Here is a 26,237-nt window from a genome sequence, read left to right as displayed (position 1 = left end):
AGTGCAAGTACACCCACATTGAGGACGGAATGCAAGCCTCTTCTTTGCCAAAGAGAGGTGGCGGCGACGGTTTCGATCCCGTCGCCGCAATTCGATCAAAGGCGGAATTCGTTTGCCTGCGTGATGTGGTGATGAATTCGGCCTTCGAAGAAGCGCGCCAGCACTTCCTCCGTAGCTGCTTTTGCCGCGGCGCGGGCCGGGCTTGCCAGCGCCTTCTCGACGGAATCGAGGTCGGGATAATTAATCGCCAGGATCATCGGGATCTCCGGGGCCCCCTCGTCACGGGCATCGGCAAAGGTGACGCGCACGTCGAGCGCGCCGGGGAAGGCCTTCCATTTGGGCACGATGTTTTCCAGCACGGCCGCGCGGAAGGCCTCCGTCTCACCTTCCTTCAGCTTTCCCTCGAACAGCGCATAACGTGTGATCATCCGAACTTCTCCTTGTTGGGTCCCTTGAAATATTCCATCAACGCGGCCTGATCCTCGCCGCCGAGGCCGGCAGCGGTCAGCATCCTGTGAACTTCGGCGCAGACTGCCGTCAGCGGCATGGTCGTATTGGTGCGGCGTGCGAGATCCTGGGCGCCGTTCAGGTCCTTGACCATGTTGTCGATGCGCCCGGTACGGCGGTAATCCCTGGCGACGAACCGCGGCATGTATTCCTGCAGGATTGCGCTGTCGGCACGCCCGCCCTTCAGCGCCCGGGGGATCTTGGCCGCGTCGACGCCAGCGTCGAGCGCCAGTTGGGTGGCCTCGGCCACCGCAAGGAAATTGAGCCCGCAAAGAACCTGGTTGATCAGCTTGGTCGTCTGGCCGGCACCTGACGGACCCATATGAGTGTAATTCGAGGCGACATGCTTCAGCACCTGATGGGCATCCGCCACATCCTGCTCGCTGCCGCCCGCCATCAGCGTCAATTCACCGATCAGCGCCTTGGGGGCGCCGCCGGAAAGAGGGCTGTCGACCCAGCGCAGGCGCACGTTGGCCGCTTCTGAGGCCATCGCCTTCGTCGATTCCGGGTCAATGGACGACATGTCGATGACCAGCGTTCCGGGCTTGGCTCCCTCCGCTATGCCGCCCGGCCCGAAAACCGCAGCATTGACGATTTTCGCCGAATTCAGGCTGAGGATCACATAGTCGGAGCGGGAAGCCGCCTCCGCCGCGCTCGCCACCGCGACGGCGCCCTTATCCACCAATTGCCGAACCTTTTCGTGGTCGAGATCGAAGACCGTCAATTCGTTCCCGGTTTCCACAAGACGCGTGCCGATGGCGCCGCCCATGGCGCCGGCGCCGATCAAGGCGACTCTGTTCATCTTCCCGTTCCTCCAAGCTGGTTGGCGATGCTTTCGACCACCGCCTCGAGCGGCTGGTCGATGTCGACGCTGATCGCATTCTCGTCTGATCCCGGCGGCTCAAGCGTCGCGAACTGGCTCGCAAGCAGCGCCGGCGGCATGAAATGACCCTCCCGGGCCTTCATTCGCTTTTCGATAACTTCGACCGAGCCGACGAGATGGATGAAGGTCACCGTTGCGCCCACCACGCTCGTAATGTGGTCACGATAGGCGCGCTTCAGAGCGGAACAGCCAATGATCGTCGGACCGGGACCGGCCGAAAGCGCCTCGCCGACGCGTGTCAGCCAGGGCCAGCGGTCCTCGTCGCTCAAGGGAATGCCCCGGCTCATCTTGGCGATGTTTGCCGTGGGGTGCAGATCGTCGCCATCGACATAGACGGCACCGATGCGCCTGGCGAGTGCGGCTCCGACAGAGGACTTGCCGCAACCGGCGACCCCCATCAGCACCATACGCTGCGGGAGGTCAGAGCGAAGCTGTGATACCACCATCGACATAGAGCACATGTCCGTTCACGAAAGAGGATGCATTAGAGGCAAGGAAGATACAGGCGCCGACCAGTTCCTCCACCTTGCCCCAGCGACCGGCCGGTGTACGCTTTTCCAGCCAGGCCGAGAAGGCAGGATCGGCGACGAGGGCCGCATTGAGTGGCGTGTCGAAATAGCCGGGCGCGATCGCATTGCATTGCAGCCCGTACTTCGCCCAATCCGTCGCCATGCCCTTGGTCAGATTGCCGACAGCCCCCTTGGTTGCCGTATAGGGCGCAATTCCGGGACGGGCCAGCGCCGTCTGCACGCTAGCAATGTTGATGATCTTGCCGGCTCCGCGCTTGATCATGTGCCGCGCGACCGCCTGGCCGGTGTTAAAGACCGTCGAGATGTTGGCGCGCAGCAACTTCTCGAAGGCGTCTGCGGGAAAATCCTCGAGCGGCGTCCGGTGCTGCATGCCGGCATTGTTGACCAAAATGTCGATCGCACCGACCTCGGCCTCAAAGCGGTCGACGGCTGCGCGCACCGCCTCATGGTCGGTGGCGTCGAAGGCAAGCCGGCGCGCGCCGGGGATCCGCTTCGCTGCAGCAGCAAGCTTGGTCTCATCGCGCCCATTGAGGATGACTTCGGCTCCGGCATCGGCAAGCCCCTGGGCGAGCGCGAAGCCTATACCTTGCGAGGAGCCGGTGACGAGCGCCCGGCGCCCTTTCAATTGAAATAGTTCGACGCTCATTTTTCCTCCCGCATTCATCTCGACAAGCTCGGATGATCTGTTTATGTTATCGATAACATTCAATGTCAAGGGATGGAGAAACTGAATTGAGCAAACCCCATATCCTCCAAGTCGGCCCCTACCCGGAATGGGATGAGGCGCCACTGAACGACGCCTTCACCGTGCATCGGTATTTCGATGCGTCCGACAAGGAGAGCTTTCTTTCCAGCGTCGGACCGGAAATCCGCGCGATCGCCACGCGCGGCGAACTCGGCGCCGGCCGGGCGATGATCGAAGCCTGCCCGGCGCTCGAACTGGTTTCCGTCTATGGCGTCGGCTTCGATGCCGTCGACCTCGCGGCCTGCCGTGAGCGCGGCATTAGGGTAACGAACACACCGGACGTCTTGACCAATGATGTCGCCGATCTCGGCGTCGCCATGATGCTCTGCCTCTCTCGCGGCATGATCGGAGCGGAAAGCTGGGTCAAGGACGGCAGTTGGGCCAAGAAGGGCCTCTACCCGCTGAAGCGCCGCGTCTGGGGCCGGCCCGCGGGCGTCCTCGGGCTCGGCCGGATTGGCTATGAAGTAGCAAAACGCCTGCAGGGCTTCGACATGGACATCGCCTATAGTGACGTCGAGGCGAAACCCTATGCATCCGACTGGACGTTCGTCGCCGATCCCGTCGGGCTTGCCGAGCGTTCCGACTTCCTCTTCGTCACGCTTGCGGCCTCCGCCGCCACCCGCCACATCGTCGGAAGCGAAGTGACCTCTGCTCTCGGCAGCGAGGGTATGCTCATCAATATCTCCCGCGCCTCCAACATCGACGAGGACGCACTGCTCGATGCGCTGGAGAGCGGAAGTCTCGGCTGCGCAGCACTGGACGTTTTCGAGGGCGAACCGGCGCTGAACCCGCGGTTTCTGGCGCTCGACAATGTGCTCCTCCAGCCACACCACGCGTCGGGCACCGTGGAAACGCGCAAGGCCATGGGCCAACTGGTGCGCGACAATCTTGCCGCGCATTTCGGCGGCAAACCGCTGCTAACGCCGGTGCTTTGAGAGGATCCGAGATGAAAGCCATCGTCGTTCATGGGGCCAAGGACCTGCGCATCGAAGAGCGGACTGTGGAAATGCCGGGCGCGGGCGAAGTGCGGCTTCGGCTTGCCATTGGCGGGGTCTGCGGCAGCGATCTCCACTATTACAATCACGGCGGCTTCGGGGCCGTCCGGCTGCGCGAGCCGATGATCCTCGGCCACGAGGTCTCGGCCTATGTGGAAGCACTCGGATCCGAAGTCGACGGCATCTCCGTCGGCGATCTCGTCGCCGTCTCCCCCTCGCGGCCTTGCCGCGCCTGCCGCTACTGCCAGCAAGGGCTCCACAATCAGTGCCTGAACATGCGCTTTTACGGCAGCGCGATGCCCTTCCCTCATGTCCAGGGCGCCTTCCGCGAGGTGCTGGTCGCCGATGCGCTGCAATGTGTGCCGGCCGAAGGATTATCGCCGGGCGAAGCGGCCCTGGCCGAACCGATGGCGGTGGCGCTCCATGCCACGCGCCGGGCCGGCGAGATGCTGGGCAAGCGCGTGCTGGTCACAGGCTGCGGTCCGATCGGCGTCTTGGCAATCCTGGCTGCACGTCGCGCCGGCGCGGCCGAGATCGTAGCGACGGATCTCTCCGACTTCACCCTCTCGCTCGCAAGGACGATCGGGGCGGATCGCATCATCAACATGAAGAACGAGCCGGACGCCTTCGCCCCCTATTCCGCGGACAAGGGCAGCTTCGACGTTCTTTATGAATGCTCCGGTGCGGCGGCGGCGCTCGTGGCAGGGATAGCGGCGCTGCGCCCGCGCGGCGTGATCGTGCAATTGGGGCTCGGCGGCGACATGAGCCTGCCGATGATGGCGATCACCGCCAAGGAACTCGAACTGCGCGGCTCGTTCCGCTTCCACGAGGAATTCGCGACCGGCGTCGGGCTGATGCAGAAGGGGCTGATCGATGTGAAACCGTTGATCACCCACACGCTGCCGCTTGCCGAAGCGGTCGCGGCATTTGAACTGGCAAGCGACCGCAGCCAGGCAATGAAGGCGCAGATCGCCTTCTCCTGAGCGACACGCGAAAACGTTGAAAAGATCGGGCGCCGCGGCGAAAGCCGCGGCGCTCGCGCCAAGGCGGCCGGGCTTGCATTTGCGCCCGTCGCCCTGCAGTGATGCTCTTTGCAAGCAAGATACGCGATCGGAAAAGGAGGAAAGCCAGATGTCGTTCTTCGAGGTTGTCGACGACCGTTTCCGATCATTCGTCATGGGCAATGCGCCACTCAAGCAGATCGCGACCGGCTTCGACTGGGTCGAGGGACCGGTCTGGTTCGGCGATGCCGGCTGCCTCCTCTTCTCCGACATTCCGAACAACCGCATCTTGCGCTGGATTCCGGACGCAGGGATCTCGACGTTCAGGAGCCCCTCGAACTATGCCAACGGCAACACACGCGACCGGGAGGGCAGGCTCATTACCTGCGAGCATGGCACGCGACGGGTGACGCGCACCGAGCATGACGGCTCGGTCACCGTCATCGCCGATAGTTACGATGGAAAGCGGTTGAATTCGCCCAATGACGTTGTGGTAACGTCCGATGGCTCCATCTGGTTCACCGACCCCCATTACGGCATCATGACGGACTACGAAGGGTTCCGGGCCGAGCAGGAGCTCCCCTGTCACGTTTACCGCGTGGGGCCTTCCGGCGCCATCGACGCGGTCCTCACCGATTTCGCCTGCCCGAACGGCCTCGCCTTCGGCCCTGACGAGAGCCGGCTTTATGTCGCCGAAACCGGCCGGATGTTCTCGTCCGACCCCCAGCACATCCGCGTCTTCGGCGTCCGTGTCGATGGAAGCCTCTCCGGCGGCGAGGTCTTTCACACGATCGCGCCCGGCTGTGCCGACGGGTTCCGGCTGGACTGCGACGGTAACCTCTGGTCGTCCGCCGCCGATGGCGTCCATTGCATTGCCCCCGACGGCCAGCTGATGGGCAAGATCCTGGTGCCGGAGCTCGTTTCCAACCTGTGCTTCGGCGGCCGCGCAAAGCACCAGCTCTTTATCACGGCCACGACGAGCGTCTACATGATCACGCTCAATCGCACGGGTGTGCAGCGTCCGTAGGTTCCATTTTCCCGCGGACCTGTCCACTCAGCCGAGCGCCTGGCTCACCAAACCGTAGGTGACCGTCCCTTCGGTCGCGGCGGCTTTCGCATCCACGCCCTCTCGCGTCAGAGACATGGTGAGGACGGTATCGAATACCGGCATGCCCGCACGGGCGAGAAAGCCGGCAAAGGCGCCGCCCTCGCGATGGGTATCGAGCCGCAGGAAGCTTCCCCCGTGATCAAGCACGTGCGGACGAACGACGGCTATGGCTTCGGCGTCGTCTGCTGCGACGCTCGGGCCAACAACATGTCCACGACCGAAGGGGCGGCAGAGTGCAAACGCCGTGAGCGCTCCGTCGCGAAACAATCCATAACCGACGGACTGCGGGAAGAGTTTGCCAATCAAAACGTCCCGTGCAACGCCAAAGGCACGCGCATCCAGTTCAACCACGGCCGGGAGGTCTGTGGCGTCCAGCGCCCTAACGGTCGCCCCCTCCGGAACCGTCGGGGGTTCCGCCGGCAGATGGACGACACCTTGGCATTGATAGACGGTCTTGACCGGTTGGAAGCCGAGCGAATCGTAGAGACGACGCGCGGCCCGGGTCGAATTGAGCCTGAGGGCGCGCCCTTGGCAATCGGCAAGCACATGCTGCATCAGCCATTGGCCCGTCCCGTTCGCCTGCAACCGCGGCGAGGTGATCACCATGCCAACTGTCGCGAAGTCTTCCCCATGCGGGAACCACATGGCCGAGCCGGTCACCCTGCCGATTTCATCCAGCGCCACATAGCCCCGACCGAACTCGCGCAGGAATCTCAGGTCTTCGGCGCGCAAGGGCCAGCCGACGGAAATCGACAGCGCGTGCAATTGTTCAATGTCTACGCTGTCCACGTCCTCGATACGAAGTTCAAAGCTGTCGATGACTTTGGACTCGGATGCCTGTCCGCCCACTCCCTGCTCTCCCCGTCTATCGCAACCTCAAATCGGCCGCACCGGAATCGTTCGCCTTCAGATTAGTTCAAGGCTCCCGACAGATCTTGCTTGAGGGCCCCACGTATACACAACATTCCTCCAAATTCGTCCCGCTTTCGGCACGTAAACCCTTCGACGCTCCCTAGACTGATCGAAATGATGCGAACCGGTGATTGCCGGTAAATTCAAGAGCCCGTAACATGTCGCCTGCCGCCGGCCCCCGTTGCAACCGCCCCGAACATTCCACCTCGCGCCGATGCCGTCGTCCTTGGCGGCGGAATGGCAGACATTGCTGCCGCTTTCGAACTCGCGCGTCGAGGGGCCGCCCTGGCCGTCAGCGAGAAAGGTGTGGTTGCCGGCGAGCAATCGAACCACATCTCGGCAAGCCGGGCATCTTGTGAGGGAATCGATGCAGGCAACTGAAATTCTTGAAACATTGATCGCCTTCCCTTCCGTCGTCGGCACGCCGAATGACAGGATCGTGGCTTGGATTCGCGATTATCTGGAGCGGCATCGGATCGCCGCTACCGTGCTTCCCGGCCCCGAAGGCGATCGTTCGAATCTATTCGCCACCATCGGGCCCAAGGATCTGCCCGGTTATGTTCTATCTGGCCATATGGACGTCGTTCCGGCCAATGAGGATGGCTGGTCGAGCGATCCCTTCCGCCTGCGCGCCGATGCGGGCCGGCTCTACGGCCGGGGCACGACAGACATGAAGGGCTTTCTTGCGGCTGTCCTCGCCGCCGCGCCAAAACTCGCCGCGATGCCGCTCCGCCGGCCGATCCATATTGCCTTTTCCTATGACGAGGAGGCCGGCTGCCGTGGGGTGCCGCACATGATCGCTCGGCTGCCGGAGCTTTGTGAGAAGCCCTTGGGTGCCATCATCGGCGAGCCGAGCGCGATGCGAGCGATCCGCGCTCACAAGGGCAAGGCGGCCGCGCGGCTGACGGTAAGGGGGCGGTCCGGCCATTCGTCACGGCCGGACCAGGGCCTGAATGCGGTGCATGCGATAACGGATGTTCTCGCCTTGGCAGTGGCGGAAGCGGAACGCCTGAGCCGCGGTCCCTTCGAAAGCACCTTCGAGCCGCCCTATTCTTCGCTCCAAATCGGCACTTTGAAGGGTGGTCAGGCGGTCAACATCATTCCCGAGGCCTGCGAGGCGCAATTCGAGGCACGCGCCATCTCCGGCGTCGATCCCGCCGGACTGCTTGATCCCGTGCGGCAGGCGGCCGAGCGGTTGATCAAGGGCGGGTTTGCCGTGGAATGGCAGGAACTCAGCGCCTATCCTGCCCTGTCTCTTCCCGACGACGCCCCGCTCACGGCGCTGCTTAAGGGGCTGACAGGCAAGGAGCCGCTTGCTGCCGTCAGCTACGGTACCGAGGCCGGCCTCTTCCAACAGGCCGGCATCGATTCGATCATCTGCGGTCCCGGCGAAATCGGTCGCGCCCACAAGGCGAACGAATACATCCTCGTTGAAGAACTCGAGGCCTGCGAGTCAATGATCGCGGCGCTCGGCGCAACTTGTGCGGCAGACTCTGTGAAGGAGCCCCGGCGATGACTTTCCTCTTCAACTCGGATGCGAAGCGAGGCGCAATCTTCGCTGAGGCCTTCGCGCGCGACCTGCCGGACATCCCCTTCTCGATGGACCCGGCAGAGGTCGATCCGGAGGACGTACGTTATCTGATCACCTGGACTGTGCCGGCCGATCTCGCCCGGTATCGCAATCTCGAAATATTGTTCTCGATCGGCGCCGGCGTCGATCAGTTCCGCATCGATGCCGTGCCGGCGCATGTGAAGGTCGTGCGCATGGTCGAGGACGGCATTGTCCGGATGATGCAGGAATATGTGACGCTCGCCGTGCTGGCTCTCCATCGCAACCTGCCCGCCTATCTCGACCAGCAGCGCCGCGGAAATTGGCAGGCCATTGCCCAGAGGCAGGCGGCGGAGCGGCGCATCGGCGTTCTCGGCCTCGGCATGCTCGGCACGGCGGTACTCGAACGCTTGAAGCCTTTCGGCTTTCCGCTTTCCGGCTGGAGCCGCAAACCGCGCGAAATCGCAGGTGTCAGTTGCCTGAACGGCGAGGACGGACTCGATACCTTCCTCGGCTCGACAGACATCCTCGTCTGTCTGCTACCGCTGACGAACGAGACTTGCGGCTTTCTGAACGCCCATCTCTTCGCCAGGCTTCCGACCGGTGCGGCCTTGGTGCATGTCGGGCGCGGGCCGCAACTCGATCATGACGGACTCCTTGAGTCCTTGGACCGCGGCCATCTTTCGGCCGCCGTGATCGACGTCACCGACCCGGAACCGCTGCCGGAAACCCATCCCTTCTGGCGCCATCCCAAGATCCTGCTGACCCCGCATGTGGCGAGCGTCACCCAACCCCAAACCGCCGCGCTCGCGGTGATTGACAACATCAAGCGCCATCGGGAAGGCCTCGACCCGATCGGCCTGGTGGACCGCGAGCGCGGCTATTAATTGTATCCACAAGGAGGAAATACATGTTCCTGTTGAAGACGATCGATACGAACCCCGCCTTCGCTCCGCGCGAGAGCTCTCCGCTTCCCGAACGCCTCATCGCCGGCAACCCGGCGTTCAAGACCTGGGCGCAGGATGTGGCCCGCGGCGAGATGATCCATACGGGCGTTTGGGAAGCGACGCCGGGTGAAACGCGTTCGATCAAGGGCGAGACGTTCGAATTCTGCCACATCCTCGCGGGCGTCGTCGAAATCACCCCGGAGGACGGCGACCCGGTCGTCTACAAGGCAGGCGACAGCTTCGTGATGAAGCCAGGCTTCGTCGGCGTCTGGAAGACGATCGAGACCGTTCGCAAGATCTACGTGACCGTTATGTGAGCACCGATGCCGCGCGCCGCCTTCGACGGCGCGCTGGTACCGACGATCACAGGGGCAGAGCAAGCACTCGGTCGACTGCTTCTTGAATAGAATAGGGGCGTCGTCCGGCCGACAAGGCAGGGCCAAGTTGCTAGCGCATCGGCCGAAAATCGTACGCGATTTCCGTATAATCGATGCGCAGGTTCAGGGAGTTACAGCGAATTTTGCGCGTCTGGAGCTTCTGGAAAGACGCGCGGTGTAGTCGCGCTCAATGACGCTCCTGCGAACTGCGAAACCTCGCCGCCGCTTCCGTTCTATTGTGGGCGCCTAGCTTCGTTATAATGTTGTGCAGGTGGATCTTAACCGTATGCTCTGACAGGCGGAATTCGGCGGCGATCAGTTTGTTCTGCAGCCCACGCGAAACCATCTCAAGGATCTGCAGTTCGCGAGCAGTCAGTTCCGCGATACCGGTGTTCTGGGTTTTGGCTCGAGGTGGTCCGAAGGAATTTCCCGGAGGCAGGGCCGGGCTCTGAATATCCAACTTCGCATTCCGGATCAGCTCGGGGGGAAGATATTCGCCACCGCAGAGCATCAGCCTGATCACCGACAGCCATATGTCGAGGCTGAGATTCATCGGAAGGACGCTACGGACCAGCGGTGACTGGCAGACATGGAACAAGGTCGGCCGGTCGATGCGAGGCGCGACGATCGCTGTGAGGGCTTGCGGGTGGAAACTCAGTAGTTCCGCGGATCTGTCTTCTGCTTCACTTACCAGCCCAGGGTCCACCAGGATCAACGACACGGGACAGGGAAACACGCTGCAGGCAGCGGTGACGTCTTCGACCTGTTCGATGACGACAGAGGGGAACTCCCGCTCCAATGCGTAAATCAGTCTACCTGAGACTATCCCGCTATCGGATATGATTAGGACGACGCGCCGTGGCTCCTGCCGACCGTTGTGCGCCGCCCTTCCATTGCCGATACCGTTACAATCTCTCTTGCTCATACACGCACCCGCTCCAGGACCAGCTGATCGGCAGACACCCTACCGATGAGGCGCAATCGGCATTGCGGCACCCACGGCCTACAAGACTAGCTTAAAACTGCGTCATGCCGCGACTGCCAAAAAAGGGGTGAGACGTGCTGAAAAGGACCCCCGTGCCTCAAAGCCTTTCCGTCATTCCCTATCCGAATGAACTAGACAAGCGCAGCGGCTAGCCTCCTTCTATCGATGGAGAAATCGATACTCGTGTGAATTCATTTGGACCGCCACATCCAAATGTCGAATTAGGACCAACGGAACCAGTCCCGCTCAGCCTTCCGTCGATCGGTTCTGCCCCTCCTTCATCAATTTTGAGGACATTCAACAGGTCGTTTTCGCTTTCCAAATGTCCAAAAACATTCCACAATTTCGAGTGTTTCGCAGAATGTTCTACTGTGATGTATATAATCGTATTTTGATGACGGAAAGTATTATTCTGAATTCCTAATTCGTCTCCATTCGGAATGCGCCAAGGCATTGCTTTGAAGGCTGGAGAAATACATGAATGTATCCGCCCGCGCTTACCACACCTTTCTTCGCAATTTGCTCTTCGTCACTGCGCTCGCACTCCTCGGTGGAGCAACGACAGTTGCGGCCGGTACGCCCGAACTTGCGCCCCAAACGAAAATTCGTCTGACTATCGTGCAATGGATGCCTACCAAAGGCGAATATCGACAGTGGGCGCTTGGCGGCGAATTCGTCGTATCTGACACGGGTGCTATTTCGGTGCCCGTTATTGGAACCGTTGTCGTCGGCAATTTCGACAAGACGCGGCTAGCCGCCGAGATCGCCAAGCGTCTGCAAGCCAAGATCGGGCTGGTGGAAGCGCCGGAGGCAACCATCGAAATAGTCGAATATCCGCCGGTCTATGTCGTGGGAAACGTGGCGAAACCAGGCGAATACAGGTTCCGCCCGGGACTGACCGTCCTGCAGGCTTTGGCGATGAGCGGTGGAGAGTTTCGCCGCACAAGCTCCAACGCATCGGGCGACGAAATAGCGCTGATTGGGGAATTGCGGGTTATCGACGCAGCGCTGCTGCGCAGCAATGCGAAGATTGCAAGGTTGCAGGCGGAAATCTCCGGTGCAAAGGAGGTACGCTTTGCCCGGCCCCTCAACGCCGATTCCATGCTCGCAGCGGCAGTCGAAAATCAGGAGCGCATTATCTTTGCGACGCGTGCGAACGTGCTCGCTCGTCAATCGAAGTCATTCTCCGAACTGCGTGAGCTCCTCGACCAGGAGATCCGAGTCCTTGAAGAGAAGGTGGATGGCGCGGAAGCCAGCATTAAAGCCGCCGAGCGGGAGCTCAAAGCCGTGAGAAAACTTGTCGAAGGCGGTCTCGCGGTTGCATCGCGCCAGTCGGATCTGGAGCGTGAACTGGCCGGCTACCGCGCCAATCGCCTGGATTACCTCACCGCTATCATGCGGGCCCGACAGAGTATCAGTGAAGCGACGCGGAATCTCGAAGGTCTTTCCGACCATCGCCAGGCGGAAATCGCCACCGCGATTCAATCGGAACAAGCGTCGCTCGAACAGTTGAAACTGAAGCGCGCCACCACGGAAAAGCTTCTGTTCGACAAGCTTTCCGCCGATGGAAACTCGGCGCAGCACGGCAATGATGCGTCGGGCACCTTCATCATTGCCCGGCGAAAGGACGGCAAGACCACCGAATTTCCCGCGTCCGAGATGACGACACTGATGCCGGGAGATGTCATCCGGGTTGTCAGGAGTGTCCGGCAGGATCTTGCCGTGTCTCAGGTTCCCCAGAGCCCCTCTCTTTCAGCCGACTCGCAATCGGGTCGTGCCAGCCAATGATCCGCGTCGACGAGGCCGTCAACGCGCCTCGGTCATGGTTCGCACCAATTTCGCTCAGGCGATGTAGATCCAAGGGGGTGAAAAATGAAGGGGATAATACTGGCGGGAGGAAGTGGTACCCGGCTCTACCCGCTTACCATTGCCGTCTCCAAGCAGATCCTGCCCATCTACGATAAGCCGATGGTCTATTATCCGTTAAGCGTGCTGATGCTCACCGGCATCAGGGAAATTCTCGTCATCTCCACGCCACGGGACCTGCCCTGCTTCCAAGCGCTCCTCGGCGATGGTTCCGCCTTCGGGGTCAGCCTGTCCTACGCAGAACAGCCGCATCCCAACGGCCTCGCCGAAGCCTTCATCATCGGGCGTGATTTCATTGGCAACGGCAATGTCGCGATGATCCTCGGCGACAATATCTTCTTCGGAAACGGCTTACCGAATGTCTGCCGGCAGGCCGCATCGCGGCAGACGGGCGCGTCCGTGTTTGCCTATCGCGTCGATGATCCGGAGCGCTATGGCGTCGTCTCTTTTGACCAGCAGACCGGCAAGGCGAACACGATCGAGGAGAAGCCGGCGCGGCCGAAATCCAACTGGGCGGTCACCGGCCTTTATTTTTACGACAACGACGTCGTGGACATTGCCGCCTCGATCAGGCCTTCGGCGCGCGGCGAACTCGAGATCACTGCGGTCAATAACATATACCTCGAGCAAGACCGGTTGCATGTCTGCCAGCTGGGACGTGGTTATGCTTGGCTCGACACCGGCACCTATGACAGCCTGCACGACGCCTCGTCCTTCGTGCGGACAGTCGAACGCCGTCAAGGCGTCCAGATAGCCTGCCCAGAGGAGATCGCGCTGGAAATGGGGTGGCTCGGGCCGGAAGACGTCCTGAGGCGTGCCGGTATGCTCGGAAGGACGACCTACGCCTCTTATCTCCGCCGCCGCGTGGAGGAATATGCCGGATGAACCTAGAGATCAGATCGCTCGGCCTGGACGGTGTTCTGGAGATCCTGCCAAAGAGGATAGGGGACGAACGCGGTTTCTTCTCCGAAACATGGAGCGCGCAGCAATTCGCCGAAGCGGGCATCGTGCTGGATTTCGTCCAAGACAACCATTCCTATTCCGCCGTAAGAGGGGTTCTGCGGGGCCTCCACTACCAGCTCCCGCCCTATGCGCAAGACAAGCTGGTCAGAGTGGTCAAGGGTACGATCCTCGACGTGGTCGTCGACATTCGACAAGGATCACCAAGCTTTGGAAGATGGGTCGCGGTGGAAATATCCGCCCGCCAATGGAACCAGCTCCTGGTGCCCAAGGGCTTTGCGCACGGTTTTGTGACGCTCGAACCGGACACCGAGGTCGTCTACAAGGTCAGCAACTACTATTCCCCAACCCATGATCGCTCAATCCGCTTCGATGATCCCGACATCGGCATAGCCTGGACGCTACCCGCCGCCGAGTTCCTGCTCTCGGACAAGGACCGCTCCGCTCCGCTGCTCAGGGAGGCAGAGGTTTTCAACTTCGCCAAGGAGGGCGGCGACCCGTGAACATCCTCGTGACCGGTGGTGCCGGATTCATCGGTTCAGCACTTTGCCGGTATCTCGTCGCGAATCCGCGCAACCGGGTGATCAACCTCGACAAGCTCACCTATGCCGGCAACCTCGCGTCGCTCCGCCAGATCGAAAATTTTCCCAACTACAGGTTCGTGCGCGCCGATATCTGCGACGAGGCGGCCGTCGCCGGCGTCCTGCACTCCGAGAACATTGGCCGCATCATGCATCTTGCGGCAGAAACACATGTGGACCGGTCGATCGACGGACCCGAGGCCTTCATCGAAACCAACGTTCTCGGGACGTTCCGGCTACTGCAGACTGCGTTGCAATATTGGCGCGAACTCCCCGAACCGGCGGCCGAAGTATTCCGCTTCCAGCATGTCTCCACCGACGAAGTATTCGGCGACCTTCCTTTCGATGACAGCGCCTTCAATGAAGCCACGCCCTATGCCCCCTCCTCGCCCTATTCCGCCTCGAAAGCAGCGTCCGATCACCTTGTCCGTGCCTGGCATCACACCTTCGGGCTGCCGGTCGTCCTGACGAATTGCTCCAACAATTACGGTCCGTTTCACTTCCCGGAGAAGCTCGTGCCCCTCGTCATCCTGAATGCATTGGATGAGAGGCCGCTTCCGGTCTACGGCACTGGCGCGAATGTGCGTGATTGGCTCTATGTCGACGACCACGCGCGGGCGTTGGATCTTGTCGCGGCCCAAGGCGCGGTCGGCGAAAGCTACAACATCGGCGGGAGCTCGGAACGGACCAATCTTCGCGTCGTGGAGACGATCTGCGATACGCTCGACCGCAAGCGGCCGCGGCGAAACCGCAAGAGCTATCGGGATCTCATTACCTTCGTGACCGACCGACCGGGCCACGACCGGCGCTACGCGATGGACACGTCGAAGATCGAGCGTGAGTTCGGCTGGAGGCCGCGGGAGAGCTTCGAGACGGGGCTGTCGCGGACGATCGACTGGTATCTCGAGAACGACTGGTGGTGGCGGCCAATCCGCGAGGGCAGTTATCGGGGCGAGCGCCTCGGCAGCTCGGTGGCAGCGCAATGAGAGTGCTCGCCACCGGCAGGGCCGGTCAGATCGTCACCAGCCTGATGGAGGTTGCCGCGCAGCGCGGCGACCTGGAACTGATCACCATTGGTCGTCCGGAGTTCGACCTCACGAAACCGATCCCGATGAGGCAAGCCATCATAGCGGCAAGACCGGACGTCGTCATTTCGACGGCTGCCTATACGGCCGTCGATCGGGCGGAGGAAGAGCCGGCTTTGGCTCACGCAGTCAACGTTGTCGGCGCTGCGCTTGTGGCCGAGGCAGCGGCCAGTCTCTGCGTTCCCATCGTCCATCTGTCAACCGACTACGTCTTCTCCGGCGATGACGGCGGCCCGCGCCGAGAAACTGACGAGACCAGGCCGCGCACCGTCTACGGCTCTACCAAACTCGAAGGCGAACGTGCGGTGGCGAGTATAACGCCGCAACACGTCATCTTGCGAACGAGCTGGGTCTATAGTCCCTTCGGCACCAACTTCGTCAAGACGATCATGAGGCTTGCCGAGAACCGGGAGTCCCTGTCGATCGTTGCCGACCAATACGGCAATCCGACGTCGGCGCTGGGCTTGGCTGACGCGATCCTGCGGATCGCCGCGGAACTGCCGCGGGACCGGTTTGGCGTCTATCACCTTGCCGGAGCGGGCGAAACCAACTGGTCCGGCTTCGCCAGGCACATTCTGAACATCAGCCGCACCTATGGCGGCCCGTTTTCAGTTGTGCGGGAGATCGCCAGCGCCGACTACCCCACACGAGCCCGGCGGCCTCAAGACTCGCGCCTTTGCACCGACAAGTTCGAGCAAACCTTCGGCTGGCGCCTGCCCGCCTGGCAAGCAAGTACGGAAGCGGTCGTCCGGCGCCTTCTCCAGATGCGCCAGCATTCGGGTGTCCCGGCGGCCGACGGCATCGGAGGCGGTTAGGTCCAATGGAAACGCGCCCAAGCTCCGGAGGCCAGGAGACCTACACGCAGATTCTGAAGTCGACCGCTCTCATCGGCGGCTCATCGCTGATCAATGTGGCTTTCGCCATTATCCGCAACAAGGCGATGGCTCTGCTGCTCGGCCCTGCCGGTGTTGGACTGATCGGTCTTTACAGTTCCATAGCCGACATTGCCCATGCGTTTGCCGGTGTCGGGATCCAAGCGAGCGGCGTGCGCCAGATCGCCGAGGCCGCAGGCTCCGGCGACACGGCCAGGGTCGCCCTGACGGCGACCATTCTGAAGCGGACCTCAGTTGTGCTCGGGCTTCTCGGCGCCCTTCTTCTTGCTGCGTTTGCCTGGCCAATCGCTCAGTTCACCTTCGGCGATCAGGGATACGCTGGCGGCGTCGCCCTGCTTTCCGCGGCGATCCTCCTGCGCTTGCTGGCAGACGGCCAAATCGCTCTGATCCAAGGCATGCGCGACATTGCGAGCCTCTCCCGGATCAACGTTTTCGGCGCATTCTTCAGTACTGTGATCAGCATCCCGCTGGTCTATTTCTTCGGCGCATCGGCGATCGTCCCCTCTCTCGTGGCCGTCGCCGCGGCGTCGTTGGCGATCTGCTGGTGGTACGGCAGACAGATACGCGTCAGCCCAGCATCAATGTCGGTCCGCCAGGTCCGCCAGGAGACGACCGCTCTCCTGCAACTCGGTGTCGTCTTCATGATCAGCGGAATTCTCACGCTTGGGGCAGCCTACGCGATCCGTATCATCGTCTTGAGGGCGGAAGGCTTCTCGGCCGCGGGGCTCTACCAGGCGGCCTGGACGATCGGCGGCCTCTATGCCGGTTTCATCCTGCAGGCGATGGGCACCGATTTCTATCCGCGTCTGACGGCAGTCGCGGATGACGATGCCGAATGCAACCGCTTGGTCAACGAGCAGGCGCAGATCAGCATGCTGCTTGCGGCCCCCGGCCTTATCGCGACGCTGACTGCCGCGCCGCTGGTGATGCGACTGTTCTATTCGCCGGAATTCTATGGCGCGGTAGACGTCCTTCGCTGGATCTGCCTCGGAATGATGCTGCGGATCGTTGCCTGGCCCATGGGCTTCATCGTGCTCGCAAAGGGCGCCAAGGGCGTCTTCTTCTGGACGGAGGTTTCGGCTACCCTGGTCCATGTCGGTCTTGCCTGGCTCCTTGTCCGGGAGATCGGCTCCGTTGGCGCCGGCGCCGCGTTTTTTGGTCTCTATGTCTGGCACGCCATGCTGATCTACCTGATCGTACGGCGGCTCTCGGGGTTCCGTTGGTCGGTTGCCAATCGCAAACTCGCGATGATCTTTCTGCCCGCGTCCGGGGTGGTCTTCGGCGCCCTTGTCCTCCTGCCGTTCTGGCAGGCAATATGGATCGGCATCGTGGCCGCCACGCTCAGCGGAGTCTATTCGCTGCTCAGGCTGTTGGAACTCGTGCCACCGACCTCGCTGGCGGCCGCAATCCGCGCCCGGCGCTCGAAGTCAGCCTGAATGTGGAAGGTAAGAAGCGCCAGACGGCGGCGCCGTAGTCGGTGCGGCGATAGTCGGAATGGACAGGAGCTCCTCGGCGACGAGTGCCACATCATCGTCGGTCATCTGGGCGTATAGCGGCAGGATGACCGACCGCTCCTGCGCCGCGACGCTCCGCCCGAGGCTTCCGGACAGTCGATGCGTGTCGGCGCCTGCATAGGCTTCCTCGAGATGAATGTTCATCACGCCGCGGCGCGTCGAGATGCCCCGGTCGAGCATGGTCTGCATCACCTCGCGCTGGTCGAGCCTGCTTGGCAGTGCCACGCAATAACTCTGCCAGTTGCTCCTGGCCCAGTGAGGCTCGCTCGGGGTTCGCAGCCCTGAAGTGCCCGAAAGGTGCTCCGAGTACTTTTCCGCAAGCGCCCTTCGCCGATCGACCAGCGCGGGAAGCCGCTTCAACTGCTCCCGGCCGATCGCCGCCTGCAGGTCGGTCATACGGTAGTTGTAGCCAAGCTCCGGATAGGCCTCGTAAATGACTTGTTTCGCCCCGTGCCGCACCGTATCGGGTACACTCATGCCGTGCTGGCGCCACAGCCGGAATTTCCGATCATATTCGTCGCTTGCCGTCGTCAGCATGCCGCCGTCGCCGGTGGTCAGTACCTTACGTGGATGGAAGGAGAAGCATGCGATGTCGCCATGCGGCTTGCCGATTCTCTGCCACTGGCCTTCCCAAAGGATCTCGCTCCCCGCAGCGCATGCGGCGTCTTCGATGACGGGGATGGAATATCGCTTGCCGATCTTCACGATGCGGCGAAGATCGCAGGGCATGCCGAGCTGATGTACGCAGAGAATCGCCTTTGTGCGCGGTGTGATTGCAGTCTCGATCAGTTCGGGATCGACATTGTAGCCGCTGGCCTCGATATCGACGAAGACGGGCAGCGCACCGCAATAGCGGATGGCGTTCGCTGTCGCGATGAAGGTGTGGCTGACCGTGATCACTTCGTCGCCGGCACCGACGCCGACGCAAGCAAGAGCCAAATGCAGCGCGGTCGTGCAGTTCGAAACGGCGCAAGCATGGGCGGAGCCGACGAAATCGGCGAATTCGTTTTCAAACGCCGCGACCTCCGGCCCCTGCGTAACCCAGCCTGAAAGAACCACGCGCCGGACCGCTTCAACTTCGCGGTCGTCAAGGACTGGCTTGGCAACTGGAATCTGTCGAGATGTCTCGCTCATGCCGCCTCTCCACCTGCTGAAACCCGCTCGCGCCGCCACCAAGCGACGAGGTCGCGCAGTCCCCCCTCGAGCGTGATCTGAGCCTTGAACCCCAGGAGCCGCTCGGCCTTGCGCATATCCGCCAATCGGCGGCTGACGGCGTTCACCGTCCGGGCCGGTTCGTGCTGCGGCTCGAGCGGAACCCCCATCACCCGTGCCAGCAGTTGCGCCAGCTCGCGCAGGCTCGTTTCGGTACCGCTGGCGACGTTGAAGACCTCGTCCGTGACGTCCGATTTTGCGGCGAGCAGATTGGCCCGCGCGATATCACGCACATGCACGAAATCCATGGTCTGAGTGCCATCACCGAAAATGACCGGTGGTCGGCCGGACTCAATCCGCTCCATCCAGCGGATCAGCACCTCCGTATAGGCGCCGTGGACATCCATGCGCGGACCGTAGACGTTGAAGTATCTGAGCGCGATATAGTTGAGGTCGTACATCTCGGCGAAGCTGCGCAGGAGCCCTTCGTTGAACGTTTTGGCCGCGCCGTAGATCGTGCGGTTGTTATAGGGATGGTGCTCCTCGGGAGTCGGAAAATCTTCCGCGAGACCCAGTACCGAGGCCGACGAGGCCGCGATCACTTTCGACACACCGGCGCCGACCGCCGCCTCGAGCACATTGAACGTGCCTTGCGCCAGAACATCGAAGGCGAGTCTCGGCTCCTCGGCACATTGGGTGATGCGGATGGCCGCCTGGTGGAAAACGATGTCGACGCCTTCCATGTATCTTGCGAGAAGGGCGCGGTCTCTGATGTCGCCTTCGATGATCCTGAGCAGGCCGGAGCTCGCAGACTGTTGCAGATTTTCCCGGCGTCCGCGAACGAAGTTGTCGAGGACCAGGATTTCCCGGGGCTCCTCGAGCGCAACAAGGTCGGCAATATGAGACCCTATGAGGCCCGCTCCGCCCGTGATCAGAATACGTTTGTCTTTCATCACCTGCCTCTTCGTTCACCGTTTCGCCGGGGTGCAACCCGTTCGCCAGCGCAGGAACTTCGCGGGCACCCCCACAACGACTGCATAGGGCTCGACGTCGGAGGTGACCACCGCACCCGCTCCGACGACCGCGCCTCTTCCGATCGTGACGCCGGGAAGGACGGTCGCATTGGTCCCGATATCCGCCCACGCGCCGACGCGAACTGGCTTGATTTCAAGGTCCGTACGGATGATCGGCACATCGACGGGAATACCCGTATGGCTCGACCCCAGGATTTTCGCTCCGGGGCCCCAACCGACAAACTCCTCGATGATGACATCGCGCGCGTCGAGATAGGCCTGCGGGCCTATCCAGACATTGTCGCCGATTACGCATCTGCCGTCATAGCGGCCCTGGATGTAGGACTGTGCACCGATGAACACGCCGCTGCCAATCTCGAAGGTCTCTGGATGCTTGAACCCCGCGCCGCTGCCGACCTGCAGGCCAGTCCCGCAACTTCTCGCGAGGCTTTGCCAGATCACCTTGCGCATCAGAGTGTCGACGAAGCCGTCGCCATCCACGAAACGGCCGTAGAGCTCCAGCAGCCCTGCCGCGCCGTAGGATCGGCGGATCGCCTCGGCCAGCTCCGCCTGATAACTCGGATCGGGCGCCTCGCGCAGGCCATGCACCGCCGGAACGACCCGTGACTTTGACGAGTGCTCAGTGGACATGGGCCTCCTGCTCCACCGCAGACACGACCTGCTCGACCTGCCTCGCCGTCATCTCCGGATAGATGGGCAGCGACAGAACCGATCGGGCGGCGGCCTCCGATCTGGGAAAATCCCCTGGGCCATAGCCGAGGTCGGCATGGGCCGTCTGCAGGTGCACCGGGATCGGGTAATGCAGCCCGAACTGTATGCCCTGAGTGGTAAGGGCGTGCTGCAGCCCCTCGCGGTCCCCGCACCGGATGGCATAGATGTGATAGACATGGCGCCGGGCAGCGGCCTCTACAGGCGTGCCCACATGGTCCGAGCCCGCGAGCAGCGCGGAATAGCGAGCTGCATGGGCACGGCGCGCTTGCGTCCAAGCATTGAGGTGCCTGAGCTTCACGCGCAGAATGGCGCCCTGGATACCATCCATACGGTAGTTGAAGCCCTTAAGCACGTGATGGTACCGGCGCTCCTGGCCCCAGTCGCGCAGCATGCGAATCGTATGCGCCTGGCGGTCATCGCTGGTGACGACGATGCCCCCTTCGCCGCAGGCGCCGAGGTTCTTTCCGGGATAGAAACTGAAACAGCCCGATACACCGATGCTTCCGGCGCGGCGGCTCTCGTATTCGGCGCCGTGGGCCTGGCAGGCATCCTCGATGATGGGCACGCCATGCCGGTCGGCAATGGCCTTGATTGCGTTCATATCGGCCATCTGCCCATAAAGATGGACCGGCATGATCGCCTTGGTTCGGGCCGTGATCGCGGCTTCGAGCTTCGCAGCGTCCATCGTCAGCGTCACCGGCTCGACATCGACAAAGACCGGCTGCGCGCCGGTATAGCAGATCGCCGAGACCGTGGCCACGAAGGTGAAGGGCACGGTGATGACTTCGTCGCCGGGGCCTATGCCGAGCGCCAGCAGGGCCAGATGAAGGGCGCTTGTGCCAGTATTGACGGCGATCGCGTGTTGTGTGCCGCAAAAGGCGGCGAATTCTCGTTCAAGCTGCGCGACCTCTTCTCCGAGAACATACTGCGCCGAATCGAGCACACGAAGCACTGCCGCATCAATCTCGTCTTTGATTGATGCATACTGCCCCCTTAGATCCAGAAAGGGAATCATGCGATCCGCCTCATGTGCTCGAGTTCGACGAGGCGACCGCGCTCGGCAAGTGACTGGGTGGCGGCTTCCAGGATCCTGACCACGCGCAGCCCGGCGTTTCCATCGGCGACCGGCTGCTCATTCCGCTCAATGCATTCCACGAACTGGCGCAATTCGATGCTGAGCGCCTCACCGAGGTCGAGATGCGGGGCATACATGTCGCCGGTGCGATAGCCAACCAGCATCTGGTAGACTTTTTCGCCGTTCTTCTGGGGGTTGCCGTTAAGCGTAATTCCCTTATCGTAGACCTTGATCTTTTCGCTGGGCTCCAGGTCGTCGTAGAGGATCATCTTGCTGCTGCCGCCGATAAGTGTCCGGCGCACCTTGACCGGGGCGAGCCAGTTGACGTGGATGTGAGCGATCAGCTTGCTTTCGAAGAAGAGGTTGAGATAGGCGATGTTGGCCGGTTCTCCGGCGACATGGCTCATTCCGGTGGCCGACACGGCCACTGGCCGCTCCGGCAGCACGTAGTCCATAATCGACAGATCGTGGACCGCCAGATCCCAGATAACGCTGACGTCATGCTGGAACAGCCCGAGATTGACCCGCACGGAGTCGTAGTAATAGACGTCGCCGAGCCCGTCCTGCACAAGCTCGCGCATCTTGCGGACTGCCCCGGTGTGAACGAAGGTGTGATCAACGGCGAGCACGAGGCGGCGGCGCGCCGCCTCTTCGACCATCCGGCGCGCCTCGTCCGACGTCGAAGCCATCGGCTTCTCGACAAAGACGTGCTTGCCAGCCAGCAGCGCCTGCATCGTCAGCTTGAAATGCGCGGCGGCCGGGGTCGCGATGGCAACGGCGTCGACACGTGGGTCGCGCAGAACTTCCTCAAAATCGTCCGTGATATGGACTGCCGGATAACGGGCCTGAACGGCGGTCAACCGGTCCTTGCGCAGATCACAAACGCAGATGAGTCGCGCGCCGGGCGTTTCCCAGAAGTTGCGAACGAGGTTTGGTCCCCAATAACCATAGCCGACGACAGCAACACCGATCATCTTACACCCCCGTAGAAGAAATCTCGATCGCCGCTTCCTTTACGCGTCCGATGATCCGGGCGGGTACGCCGGCGACGATCGTGTAGCCGGGCACGTCCTTAGTCACCACGGCGCCGGCGCCGACCTGTGCACCCTCCCCGATCGTCACACCCGCCAGAATGGTCGCATTGCTGCCAATGGAGGCGCGGCGCTTGACCACTGTCGCAACGACTTTCCAATCGGCCTCCGTCTGGAGCTCGCCATCGGCATTGACGGCGCTTGGATGGAGATCATTGGTGAACATGACGCCATGGCCGATAAAAACGCCGTCTTCCAGCGTCACGCCCTCACAGATGAAGGAGTGGCTGGAAATCTTGCAGTTCCTGCCGATCACGGCGCGTTTTTGGATCTCGACGAAGGTTCCGACGCGAGTGCCCTCGCCGATCGTACAGCCATAAAGGTTGACGAGATCCGGATGATGGATAACGACCCGGGCATGCAGCGTGACATCGGACGCAATCATGCTGCTAAAATTCCTTGTTGCTTGTGCTTGCTGATTTTGACCTCACGGCCATCCAAGCCGTCGAAGTCCTAAGCATGACAATTCGGTGACTTTCTCAAAAGACAATACTTTTACATTTCCAGAGTAAACGAAATAGAATTCAGTAATGAGTGCACCAAAAGACGTATCGATATACAGAATATTAACGAGCCCGCTCGCGCATTTGCATCGTCATCGGAAATCCATTCCATTCCATTTCGGCCAAAGGGAGAGATTGCAAGGAGAAGCACGGACAGCGCTATGCTGCTGTACCATATTCTGTGCCCTCTCCTGGGACTGCGAAGCACGGCTTCGCAGGTCGTAAAGGGAAACACCAGCATTGCGACTGCTCGTATATCCCCATGAGCTTTCGATCGGCGGTAGTCAGATAAACGCCATAGATCTCGCGTCTGCCGTGGCCAACGCAGGCCACGACGTGGTTGTCTACGGCGTCCCCGGTCCGCTCATCTCCTATATCGAAGAACGCGGCCTTCGCTACATACCGGCACGGCGTCTGCGGTATCGCCCCGCCCCTTCGCGAATCGTTCAGCTTGCCGCTCTGGCCTCCCGAGAGCGCATCGATCTGATCCACGCGTACGAGTGGCCAACCTGCCTCGATGCCTATTACGGCGCCGGTCTTTTCTTGAATGTTCCCCTCCTCTGCACCGTTTTAAGTATGCAGGTGATGCCGCATGTCCCTGCCTCGGTTCCGTTGATCATGGGAACGCGAGAGCTTGGCGCCCAGGCGCGCAAGGTTCACCGAGGCCGAGTTTGGGTTCTAGAGCCACCGATCGATGTCGAGCGCGACACGCCTTTCGTCGACGGAAAGGCGTTCCGCAGCAGACACCGCGTCGCCAATGATGAGTTTCTGGTCGTCAGCGTGTCTCGCCTTGCTGTCGATCTCAAACTCGATGCGTTGGTGCGCGCAATCGACGCTGCGGATTTGCTGGCAGGGTCATATTCACTAAAACTCGTCCTTCTCGGCGACGGTCCCGCGCGTGAAGCGTTGACAACGAGAGCAAGTGCGGTGAATCGCCGGCACGGTCGAGAAGTGGTCATCCTTCCCGGCGCCGATCTTGACCCACGAAGTGCCTACGCCGCTGCCGATCTCGTATTGGGGATGGGAAGTTCGGCGTTGCGCGCGCTTTCCATTGGTCGCCCGCTGATCGTGCAGGGAGAAGAAGCGTTCTCTGAAGTGTTCGAGCCCTCGACTTGCGAGCTGTTCTTGAGGCAGGGTTTTTACGGCTTGGCCGAGGGCGCAGTTGGAGCGCGCCGCCTTGCCGCACAAGTGGAGAGCTTAATCAGGGATCCCGGTCGTCGGGCAGCGCTCGCTCACTTCGGGCGGGAAATGGTCGCCAAACGGTTCAGCCTGCAACGAGCTGCGGACCTGCAACTCGACATCTATCGACAAATCTTGGCCGACCCACCGAAACGCAGACTCAGCGATGCGATGCGCTCGGCCCGTCTTTCATTGATGCTCGAAATCGCGAACCATGACCCTTTCCGTAAGCGCGAGAAAAAATTGCGGGAAAAGAGTATCCTCGCCACGGTTCATTCGGGCAGTTGGCCTCCTGTTCTTGGCGAGTAATATAAGAGACACAGCGAATACCCGGAGGAAACGCACCGAATTGCGGTCGCCCCGAAATCAACTGCTCGTATATGGGCCCGACGGAGTGGTCACGAGAGTTTCACCCGAAGCCGCTTGAACTGCATATTTTCGGCGACCGGTTCCGGGCGCGAAAGTCTGGAGAGGTTGGTCAAGAACTCCGCCTTCAAGACAAGGTCCGTTTCCACGGCTTCATCGATGAATTGACCTTGGCCAAGGAGCTGCCACGGCACGACTTTTCACCTAGCATTCGCGCATCAAGCTAGCCACGCTTTCAGGCCGGATGGGGGCGACCGTGCTTCTCCGAGCCGAAAAAGGTATTCCGAGCCATTTTGCCAGCAGATGCTGCAGCGGACCCGATGTGAGCGGGATGATCTCTAAGTCCGGCGATCAGAATCTTCCTCGCCCATCGCCTCTTGCCGAATTTGTAAAGAGAGATCGCCAGGTCGATCATCAGCCTGGACCTTTGCGTCTTCCTCGCACGCAGCACGTCTCTGTTCTTTCTCAAGATGCGTAGCAAACCCATCGTTTGTTTGCGAGAACTGCTCGATATGCTGTCATTCGAAATGAAGCCCAATACAACTGGTTCGATATCTTCGTAGACCGTCGTGTGCTGGACGAGCCTGATCGCGAATTCCCAGTCCTCATTGGCTCGAGCGCAGTTATCGAACCAGGTCGTGCCCGGAATGCAGTTCCGTCGGAAGAGCGCAAGCTGCGGGCCGATGCGATTCTCACACAACAAGCGGCCAAGCTGGTCTTCATCCAGCCCCAAGCATCGCTCGGGCGGCGGCGCGTAAGCCACCTTGCCTGGGCCATACTTGTAGGACGCATCTCGGCCATAGATAATCTTCGCCCCCGTGACGACGCCGACATGCTCTGGAAGTGTGGAAAACAGCGCAAGCTGCCTCATGAGTTTGCCAGGCAACCACAGGTCGTCACTGTCCTGGAAAGCGATGTAGTTGCCATTCGCGCGGGCGAGACCCGTATTGCGAGCGGCGGCGGCGCCGCCGTTTTTGTTCCGTCGGATATACATCACGCGTTCATCGCGGATGCTTCGCACCAGACCCTCTACGTCTTCGACGGAACCGTCATCTACCACGATAAGCTCGAGGTCCTCATACGACTGGTTGAGGACGCTCATCATTGCCGCAGCCAGGCTGCGAGTTCTATTGAACGTTGGGAGAATGACGGAAACATTGGCAGTCATTGAAATCCCCATGTGCCATGACGGAAAAGTCAAATTCCGGCTCGCCCTCCGCACCTTAAGGTCCCAACAGCGGACGGGAATTCGTCTTAGACGAAGCGGGAGGCTTTTCAAGCCGTTGCTAAGTCCTCTATCCATGTAAAATAGTATGCAAAAAGGGTTCTGTATGGGAAGCCACGCCAAAGCGGGCCTTGCCTATCCTTTAGTACAGGTTGGAGACGCAACGTGCCCCTCGCGCCCTGTTCCGTCATCCTTCCCGCGCTACTAGCAACCGATTATCCGTTGCGATTGGGCTTGAGACGCGTACAGACCTTCCTCGATCATCCGATCCTGTTTGGTTGTTTGAGGAAGTATTCCTGGAATGCAACCTATGTCCTGTTCCCTTCCTGCTGGCCAGCGGGATCTGGCTTTTTGAGGTTCATCCCACTGGACGTAACCCGACCAACACCCCAAGACAGCGATTGAAAGCCCGTCCACCTCGTCGAAATCGTCCCCAGGCCGGTAGGCCCGACGGAATGGTCAA

General features: G+C 61.2%; 27 protein-coding genes. 13 read left to right on the top strand and 14 right to left on the bottom strand.

The window, feature by feature from the left end; genetic code table 11:
- Positions 1-95 precede the first annotated feature (95 nt).
- The 4 genes from SJ05684_RS22045 to SJ05684_RS22030 are packed head-to-tail and all read right to left on the bottom strand — an operon-like array spanning position 96 to position 2,566.
- Positions 96-428, bottom strand: a complete 333-nt coding sequence (locus SJ05684_RS22045; protein WP_034859096.1) for a hypothetical protein — start codon at positions 426-428, stop codon at positions 96-98.
- Positions 425-1,309, bottom strand: coding sequence for an NAD(P)-dependent oxidoreductase (locus SJ05684_RS22040; RefSeq protein WP_034859098.1), 885 nt, complete (start codon positions 1,307-1,309; stop codon positions 425-427). Before SJ05684_RS22040 ends, SJ05684_RS22045 begins: the two co-directional genes overlap by 4 nt.
- On the bottom strand, positions 1,306-1,797 hold the full coding sequence (locus tag SJ05684_RS22035; RefSeq protein WP_034859100.1) for a gluconokinase: 492 nt from the start codon (positions 1,795-1,797) through the stop codon (positions 1,306-1,308). The genes SJ05684_RS22040 and SJ05684_RS22035 overlap by 4 nt, the downstream gene beginning before the upstream one ends.
- Before the next feature lie 13 nt (positions 1,798-1,810).
- Entirely contained in the window at positions 1,811-2,566 is a 756-nt protein-coding gene (locus SJ05684_RS22030; protein WP_034859102.1) for an SDR family oxidoreductase, read from the bottom strand.
- An 86-nt stretch (positions 2,567-2,652) separates the two neighbouring features.
- On the opposite strand from SJ05684_RS22030, the gene SJ05684_RS22025 reads away from it, so the two are divergent.
- From SJ05684_RS22025 to SJ05684_RS22015, 3 genes are all read left to right on the top strand, one after another.
- Positions 2,653-3,600, top strand: coding sequence for a 2-hydroxyacid dehydrogenase (locus tag SJ05684_RS22025; RefSeq protein WP_034859104.1), 948 nt, complete (start codon positions 2,653-2,655; stop codon positions 3,598-3,600).
- Positions 3,601-3,611: 11 nt separating this feature from the next.
- Positions 3,612-4,643: an L-idonate 5-dehydrogenase gene (locus tag SJ05684_RS22020; RefSeq protein WP_034859106.1), complete on the top strand. Its 1,032-nt coding sequence runs from the start codon at positions 3,612-3,614 to the stop codon at positions 4,641-4,643.
- Between the two features lie 148 nt (positions 4,644-4,791).
- Positions 4,792-5,688 carry an SMP-30/gluconolactonase/LRE family protein gene (locus tag SJ05684_RS22015; RefSeq protein WP_034859108.1) on the top strand — a complete coding sequence of 299 codons (897 nt, stop codon included), beginning with the start codon at positions 4,792-4,794 and terminating at the stop codon, positions 5,686-5,688.
- A gap of 27 nt (positions 5,689-5,715) precedes the next feature.
- On the opposite strand, the gene SJ05684_RS22010 is transcribed toward SJ05684_RS22015, so the two are convergent.
- Complete coding sequence (locus SJ05684_RS22010; RefSeq protein ID WP_034859110.1) at positions 5,716-6,618, bottom strand: GNAT family N-acetyltransferase; 903 nt, start codon at positions 6,616-6,618, stop codon at positions 5,716-5,718.
- 430 nt (positions 6,619-7,048) lie between these two features.
- On the opposite strand from SJ05684_RS22010, the gene argE reads away from it, so the two are divergent.
- The 3 genes from argE to SJ05684_RS21995 are packed head-to-tail and all read left to right on the top strand — an operon-like array spanning position 7,049 to position 9,494.
- Positions 7,049-8,197: an acetylornithine deacetylase gene (argE, locus tag SJ05684_RS22005; protein WP_034859113.1), complete on the top strand. Its 1,149-nt coding sequence runs from the start codon at positions 7,049-7,051 to the stop codon at positions 8,195-8,197.
- Positions 8,194-9,117, top strand: a complete 924-nt coding sequence (locus SJ05684_RS22000) for a 2-hydroxyacid dehydrogenase (RefSeq protein WP_034859115.1) — start codon at positions 8,194-8,196, stop codon at positions 9,115-9,117. Before argE ends, SJ05684_RS22000 begins: the two co-directional genes overlap by 4 nt.
- A gap of 23 nt (positions 9,118-9,140) precedes the next feature.
- The gene (locus SJ05684_RS21995; RefSeq protein ID WP_034859117.1) at positions 9,141-9,494 is read left to right on the top strand and encodes a cupin domain-containing protein; all 354 of its coding nucleotides are present in this window, start codon (positions 9,141-9,143) and stop codon (positions 9,492-9,494) included.
- 247 nt (positions 9,495-9,741) lie between these two features.
- Here the strand turns inward: SJ05684_RS21995 and SJ05684_RS21990 are convergent, their stop codons facing one another.
- A complete protein-coding gene (locus SJ05684_RS21990) occupies positions 9,742-10,479 on the bottom strand; it encodes a response regulator transcription factor (RefSeq protein ID WP_034859119.1) in 738 nt (245 codons plus the stop codon).
- A 537-nt stretch (positions 10,480-11,016) separates the two neighbouring features.
- Here SJ05684_RS21990 and SJ05684_RS21985 point away from each other — a divergent pair.
- From SJ05684_RS21985 to SJ05684_RS21960, 6 genes are all read left to right on the top strand, one after another.
- Positions 11,017-12,327, top strand: coding sequence for a polysaccharide biosynthesis/export family protein (locus SJ05684_RS21985; protein ID WP_034859120.1), 1,311 nt, complete (start codon positions 11,017-11,019; stop codon positions 12,325-12,327).
- An 84-nt stretch (positions 12,328-12,411) separates the two neighbouring features.
- A complete protein-coding gene (gene rfbA / locus SJ05684_RS21980) occupies positions 12,412-13,290 on the top strand; it encodes a glucose-1-phosphate thymidylyltransferase RfbA (protein ID WP_034859123.1) in 879 nt (292 codons plus the stop codon).
- Positions 13,287-13,868: a dTDP-4-dehydrorhamnose 3,5-epimerase gene (rfbC, locus tag SJ05684_RS21975; RefSeq protein ID WP_034859126.1), complete on the top strand. Its 582-nt coding sequence runs from the start codon at positions 13,287-13,289 to the stop codon at positions 13,866-13,868. The genes rfbA and rfbC overlap by 4 nt, the downstream gene beginning before the upstream one ends.
- Positions 13,865-14,932 carry a dTDP-glucose 4,6-dehydratase gene (gene rfbB / locus SJ05684_RS21970; RefSeq protein ID WP_034859128.1) on the top strand — a complete coding sequence of 356 codons (1,068 nt, stop codon included), beginning with the start codon at positions 13,865-13,867 and terminating at the stop codon, positions 14,930-14,932. Before rfbC ends, rfbB begins: the two co-directional genes overlap by 4 nt.
- Positions 14,929-15,846: a dTDP-4-dehydrorhamnose reductase gene (rfbD, locus tag SJ05684_RS21965; protein ID WP_034859130.1), complete on the top strand. Its 918-nt coding sequence runs from the start codon at positions 14,929-14,931 to the stop codon at positions 15,844-15,846. Before rfbB ends, rfbD begins: the two co-directional genes overlap by 4 nt.
- A gap of 5 nt (positions 15,847-15,851) precedes the next feature.
- Positions 15,852-17,360: an O-antigen translocase gene (locus SJ05684_RS21960; protein WP_034859132.1), complete on the top strand. Its 1,509-nt coding sequence runs from the start codon at positions 15,852-15,854 to the stop codon at positions 17,358-17,360.
- On the opposite strand, the gene SJ05684_RS21955 is transcribed toward SJ05684_RS21960, so the two are convergent.
- The 6 genes from SJ05684_RS21955 to SJ05684_RS21930 are packed head-to-tail and all read right to left on the bottom strand — an operon-like array spanning position 17,352 to position 22,886.
- Complete coding sequence (locus tag SJ05684_RS21955) at positions 17,352-18,572, bottom strand: DegT/DnrJ/EryC1/StrS family aminotransferase (protein ID WP_050980209.1); 1,221 nt, start codon at positions 18,570-18,572, stop codon at positions 17,352-17,354. The genes SJ05684_RS21960 and SJ05684_RS21955 overlap by 9 nt on opposite strands.
- Positions 18,569-19,543, bottom strand: a complete 975-nt coding sequence (locus SJ05684_RS21950) for an NAD-dependent epimerase/dehydratase family protein (RefSeq protein WP_095694343.1) — start codon at positions 19,541-19,543, stop codon at positions 18,569-18,571. The genes SJ05684_RS21955 and SJ05684_RS21950 overlap by 4 nt, the downstream gene beginning before the upstream one ends.
- A gap of 15 nt (positions 19,544-19,558) precedes the next feature.
- Complete coding sequence (locus SJ05684_RS21945) at positions 19,559-20,254, bottom strand: acyltransferase (RefSeq protein ID WP_034859135.1); 696 nt, start codon at positions 20,252-20,254, stop codon at positions 19,559-19,561.
- A complete protein-coding gene (locus SJ05684_RS21940) occupies positions 20,244-21,350 on the bottom strand; it encodes a DegT/DnrJ/EryC1/StrS family aminotransferase (RefSeq protein ID WP_034859138.1) in 1,107 nt (368 codons plus the stop codon). Before SJ05684_RS21940 ends, SJ05684_RS21945 begins: the two co-directional genes overlap by 11 nt.
- Positions 21,347-22,384 carry a Gfo/Idh/MocA family protein gene (locus SJ05684_RS21935; RefSeq protein ID WP_034859141.1) on the bottom strand — a complete coding sequence of 346 codons (1,038 nt, stop codon included), beginning with the start codon at positions 22,382-22,384 and terminating at the stop codon, positions 21,347-21,349. The genes SJ05684_RS21940 and SJ05684_RS21935 overlap by 4 nt, the downstream gene beginning before the upstream one ends.
- A 1-nt stretch (position 22,385) precedes the next feature.
- The gene (locus SJ05684_RS21930) at positions 22,386-22,886 is read right to left on the bottom strand and encodes an acyltransferase (protein WP_034859142.1); all 501 of its coding nucleotides are present in this window, start codon (positions 22,884-22,886) and stop codon (positions 22,386-22,388) included.
- 358 nt (positions 22,887-23,244) lie between these two features.
- Here SJ05684_RS21930 and SJ05684_RS21925 point away from each other — a divergent pair, with 358 nt between their 5' ends.
- On the top strand, positions 23,245-24,492 hold the full coding sequence (locus tag SJ05684_RS21925; RefSeq protein WP_050980210.1) for a glycosyltransferase family 4 protein: 1,248 nt from the start codon (positions 23,245-23,247) through the stop codon (positions 24,490-24,492).
- Positions 24,493-24,581: 89 nt separating this feature from the next.
- Here the strand turns inward: SJ05684_RS21925 and SJ05684_RS30065 are convergent, their stop codons facing one another.
- Positions 24,582-24,743, bottom strand: coding sequence for a hypothetical protein (locus tag SJ05684_RS30065; RefSeq protein WP_157212035.1), 162 nt, complete (start codon positions 24,741-24,743; stop codon positions 24,582-24,584).
- A 41-nt stretch (positions 24,744-24,784) separates the two neighbouring features.
- Positions 24,785-25,717 carry a glycosyltransferase family 2 protein gene (locus SJ05684_RS21920; protein ID WP_083846276.1) on the bottom strand — a complete coding sequence of 311 codons (933 nt, stop codon included), beginning with the start codon at positions 25,715-25,717 and terminating at the stop codon, positions 24,785-24,787.
- Positions 25,718-26,237: the final 520 nt, after the last annotated feature.

It is taken from the genome of Sinorhizobium sojae CCBAU 05684, assembly GCF_002288525.1.
In the GTDB taxonomy this organism is placed as follows: domain Bacteria; phylum Pseudomonadota; class Alphaproteobacteria; order Rhizobiales; family Rhizobiaceae; genus Sinorhizobium; species Sinorhizobium sojae.
This window is presented reverse-complemented; position numbering and strand designations above follow the sequence as displayed.

Excerpts from the sequence above, each read along its gene's own strand:
- SJ05684_RS22045 (WP_034859096.1), bottom strand. The coding sequence starts at position 428 with ATGATCACACGTTATGCGCTGTTCGAGGGAAAGCTGAAGGAAGGTGAG.
- SJ05684_RS22040 (WP_034859098.1), bottom strand. The coding sequence starts at position 1,309 with ATGAACAGAGTCGCCTTGATCGGCGCCGGCGCCATGGGCGGCGCCATC.
- SJ05684_RS22035 (WP_034859100.1), bottom strand. The coding sequence starts at position 1,797 with ATGGTGCTGATGGGGGTCGCCGGTTGCGGCAAGTCCTCTGTCGGAGCC.
- SJ05684_RS22030 (WP_034859102.1), bottom strand. The coding sequence starts at position 2,566 with ATGAGCGTCGAACTATTTCAATTGAAAGGGCGCCGGGCGCTCGTCACC.
- SJ05684_RS22020 (WP_034859106.1), top strand. The coding sequence starts at position 3,612 with ATGAAAGCCATCGTCGTTCATGGGGCCAAGGACCTGCGCATCGAAGAG.
- SJ05684_RS22015 (WP_034859108.1), top strand. The coding sequence starts at position 4,792 with ATGTCGTTCTTCGAGGTTGTCGACGACCGTTTCCGATCATTCGTCATG.
- argE (WP_034859113.1), top strand. The coding sequence starts at position 7,049 with ATGCAGGCAACTGAAATTCTTGAAACATTGATCGCCTTCCCTTCCGTC.
- SJ05684_RS22000 (WP_034859115.1), top strand. The coding sequence starts at position 8,194 with ATGACTTTCCTCTTCAACTCGGATGCGAAGCGAGGCGCAATCTTCGCT.
- SJ05684_RS21995 (WP_034859117.1), top strand. The coding sequence starts at position 9,141 with ATGTTCCTGTTGAAGACGATCGATACGAACCCCGCCTTCGCTCCGCGC.
- SJ05684_RS21990 (WP_034859119.1), bottom strand. The coding sequence starts at position 10,479 with ATGAGCAAGAGAGATTGTAACGGTATCGGCAATGGAAGGGCGGCGCAC.
- SJ05684_RS21985 (WP_034859120.1), top strand. The coding sequence starts at position 11,017 with ATGAATGTATCCGCCCGCGCTTACCACACCTTTCTTCGCAATTTGCTC.
- rfbA (WP_034859123.1), top strand. The coding sequence starts at position 12,412 with ATGAAGGGGATAATACTGGCGGGAGGAAGTGGTACCCGGCTCTACCCG.
- rfbC (WP_034859126.1), top strand. The coding sequence starts at position 13,287 with ATGAACCTAGAGATCAGATCGCTCGGCCTGGACGGTGTTCTGGAGATC.
- rfbD (WP_034859130.1), top strand. The coding sequence starts at position 14,929 with ATGAGAGTGCTCGCCACCGGCAGGGCCGGTCAGATCGTCACCAGCCTG.
- SJ05684_RS21960 (WP_034859132.1), top strand. The coding sequence starts at position 15,852 with ATGGAAACGCGCCCAAGCTCCGGAGGCCAGGAGACCTACACGCAGATT.
- SJ05684_RS21955 (WP_050980209.1), bottom strand. The coding sequence starts at position 18,572 with ATGAGCGAGACATCTCGACAGATTCCAGTTGCCAAGCCAGTCCTTGAC.
- SJ05684_RS21950 (WP_095694343.1), bottom strand. The coding sequence starts at position 19,543 with ATGAAAGACAAACGTATTCTGATCACGGGCGGAGCGGGCCTCATAGGG.
- SJ05684_RS21945 (WP_034859135.1), bottom strand. The coding sequence starts at position 20,254 with ATGTCCACTGAGCACTCGTCAAAGTCACGGGTCGTTCCGGCGGTGCAT.
- SJ05684_RS21940 (WP_034859138.1), bottom strand. The coding sequence starts at position 21,350 with ATGATTCCCTTTCTGGATCTAAGGGGGCAGTATGCATCAATCAAAGAC.
- SJ05684_RS21935 (WP_034859141.1), bottom strand. The coding sequence starts at position 22,384 with ATGATCGGTGTTGCTGTCGTCGGCTATGGTTATTGGGGACCAAACCTC.
- SJ05684_RS21930 (WP_034859142.1), bottom strand. The coding sequence starts at position 22,886 with ATGATTGCGTCCGATGTCACGCTGCATGCCCGGGTCGTTATCCATCAT.
- SJ05684_RS21920 (WP_083846276.1), bottom strand. The coding sequence starts at position 25,717 with ATGACTGCCAATGTTTCCGTCATTCTCCCAACGTTCAATAGAACTCGC.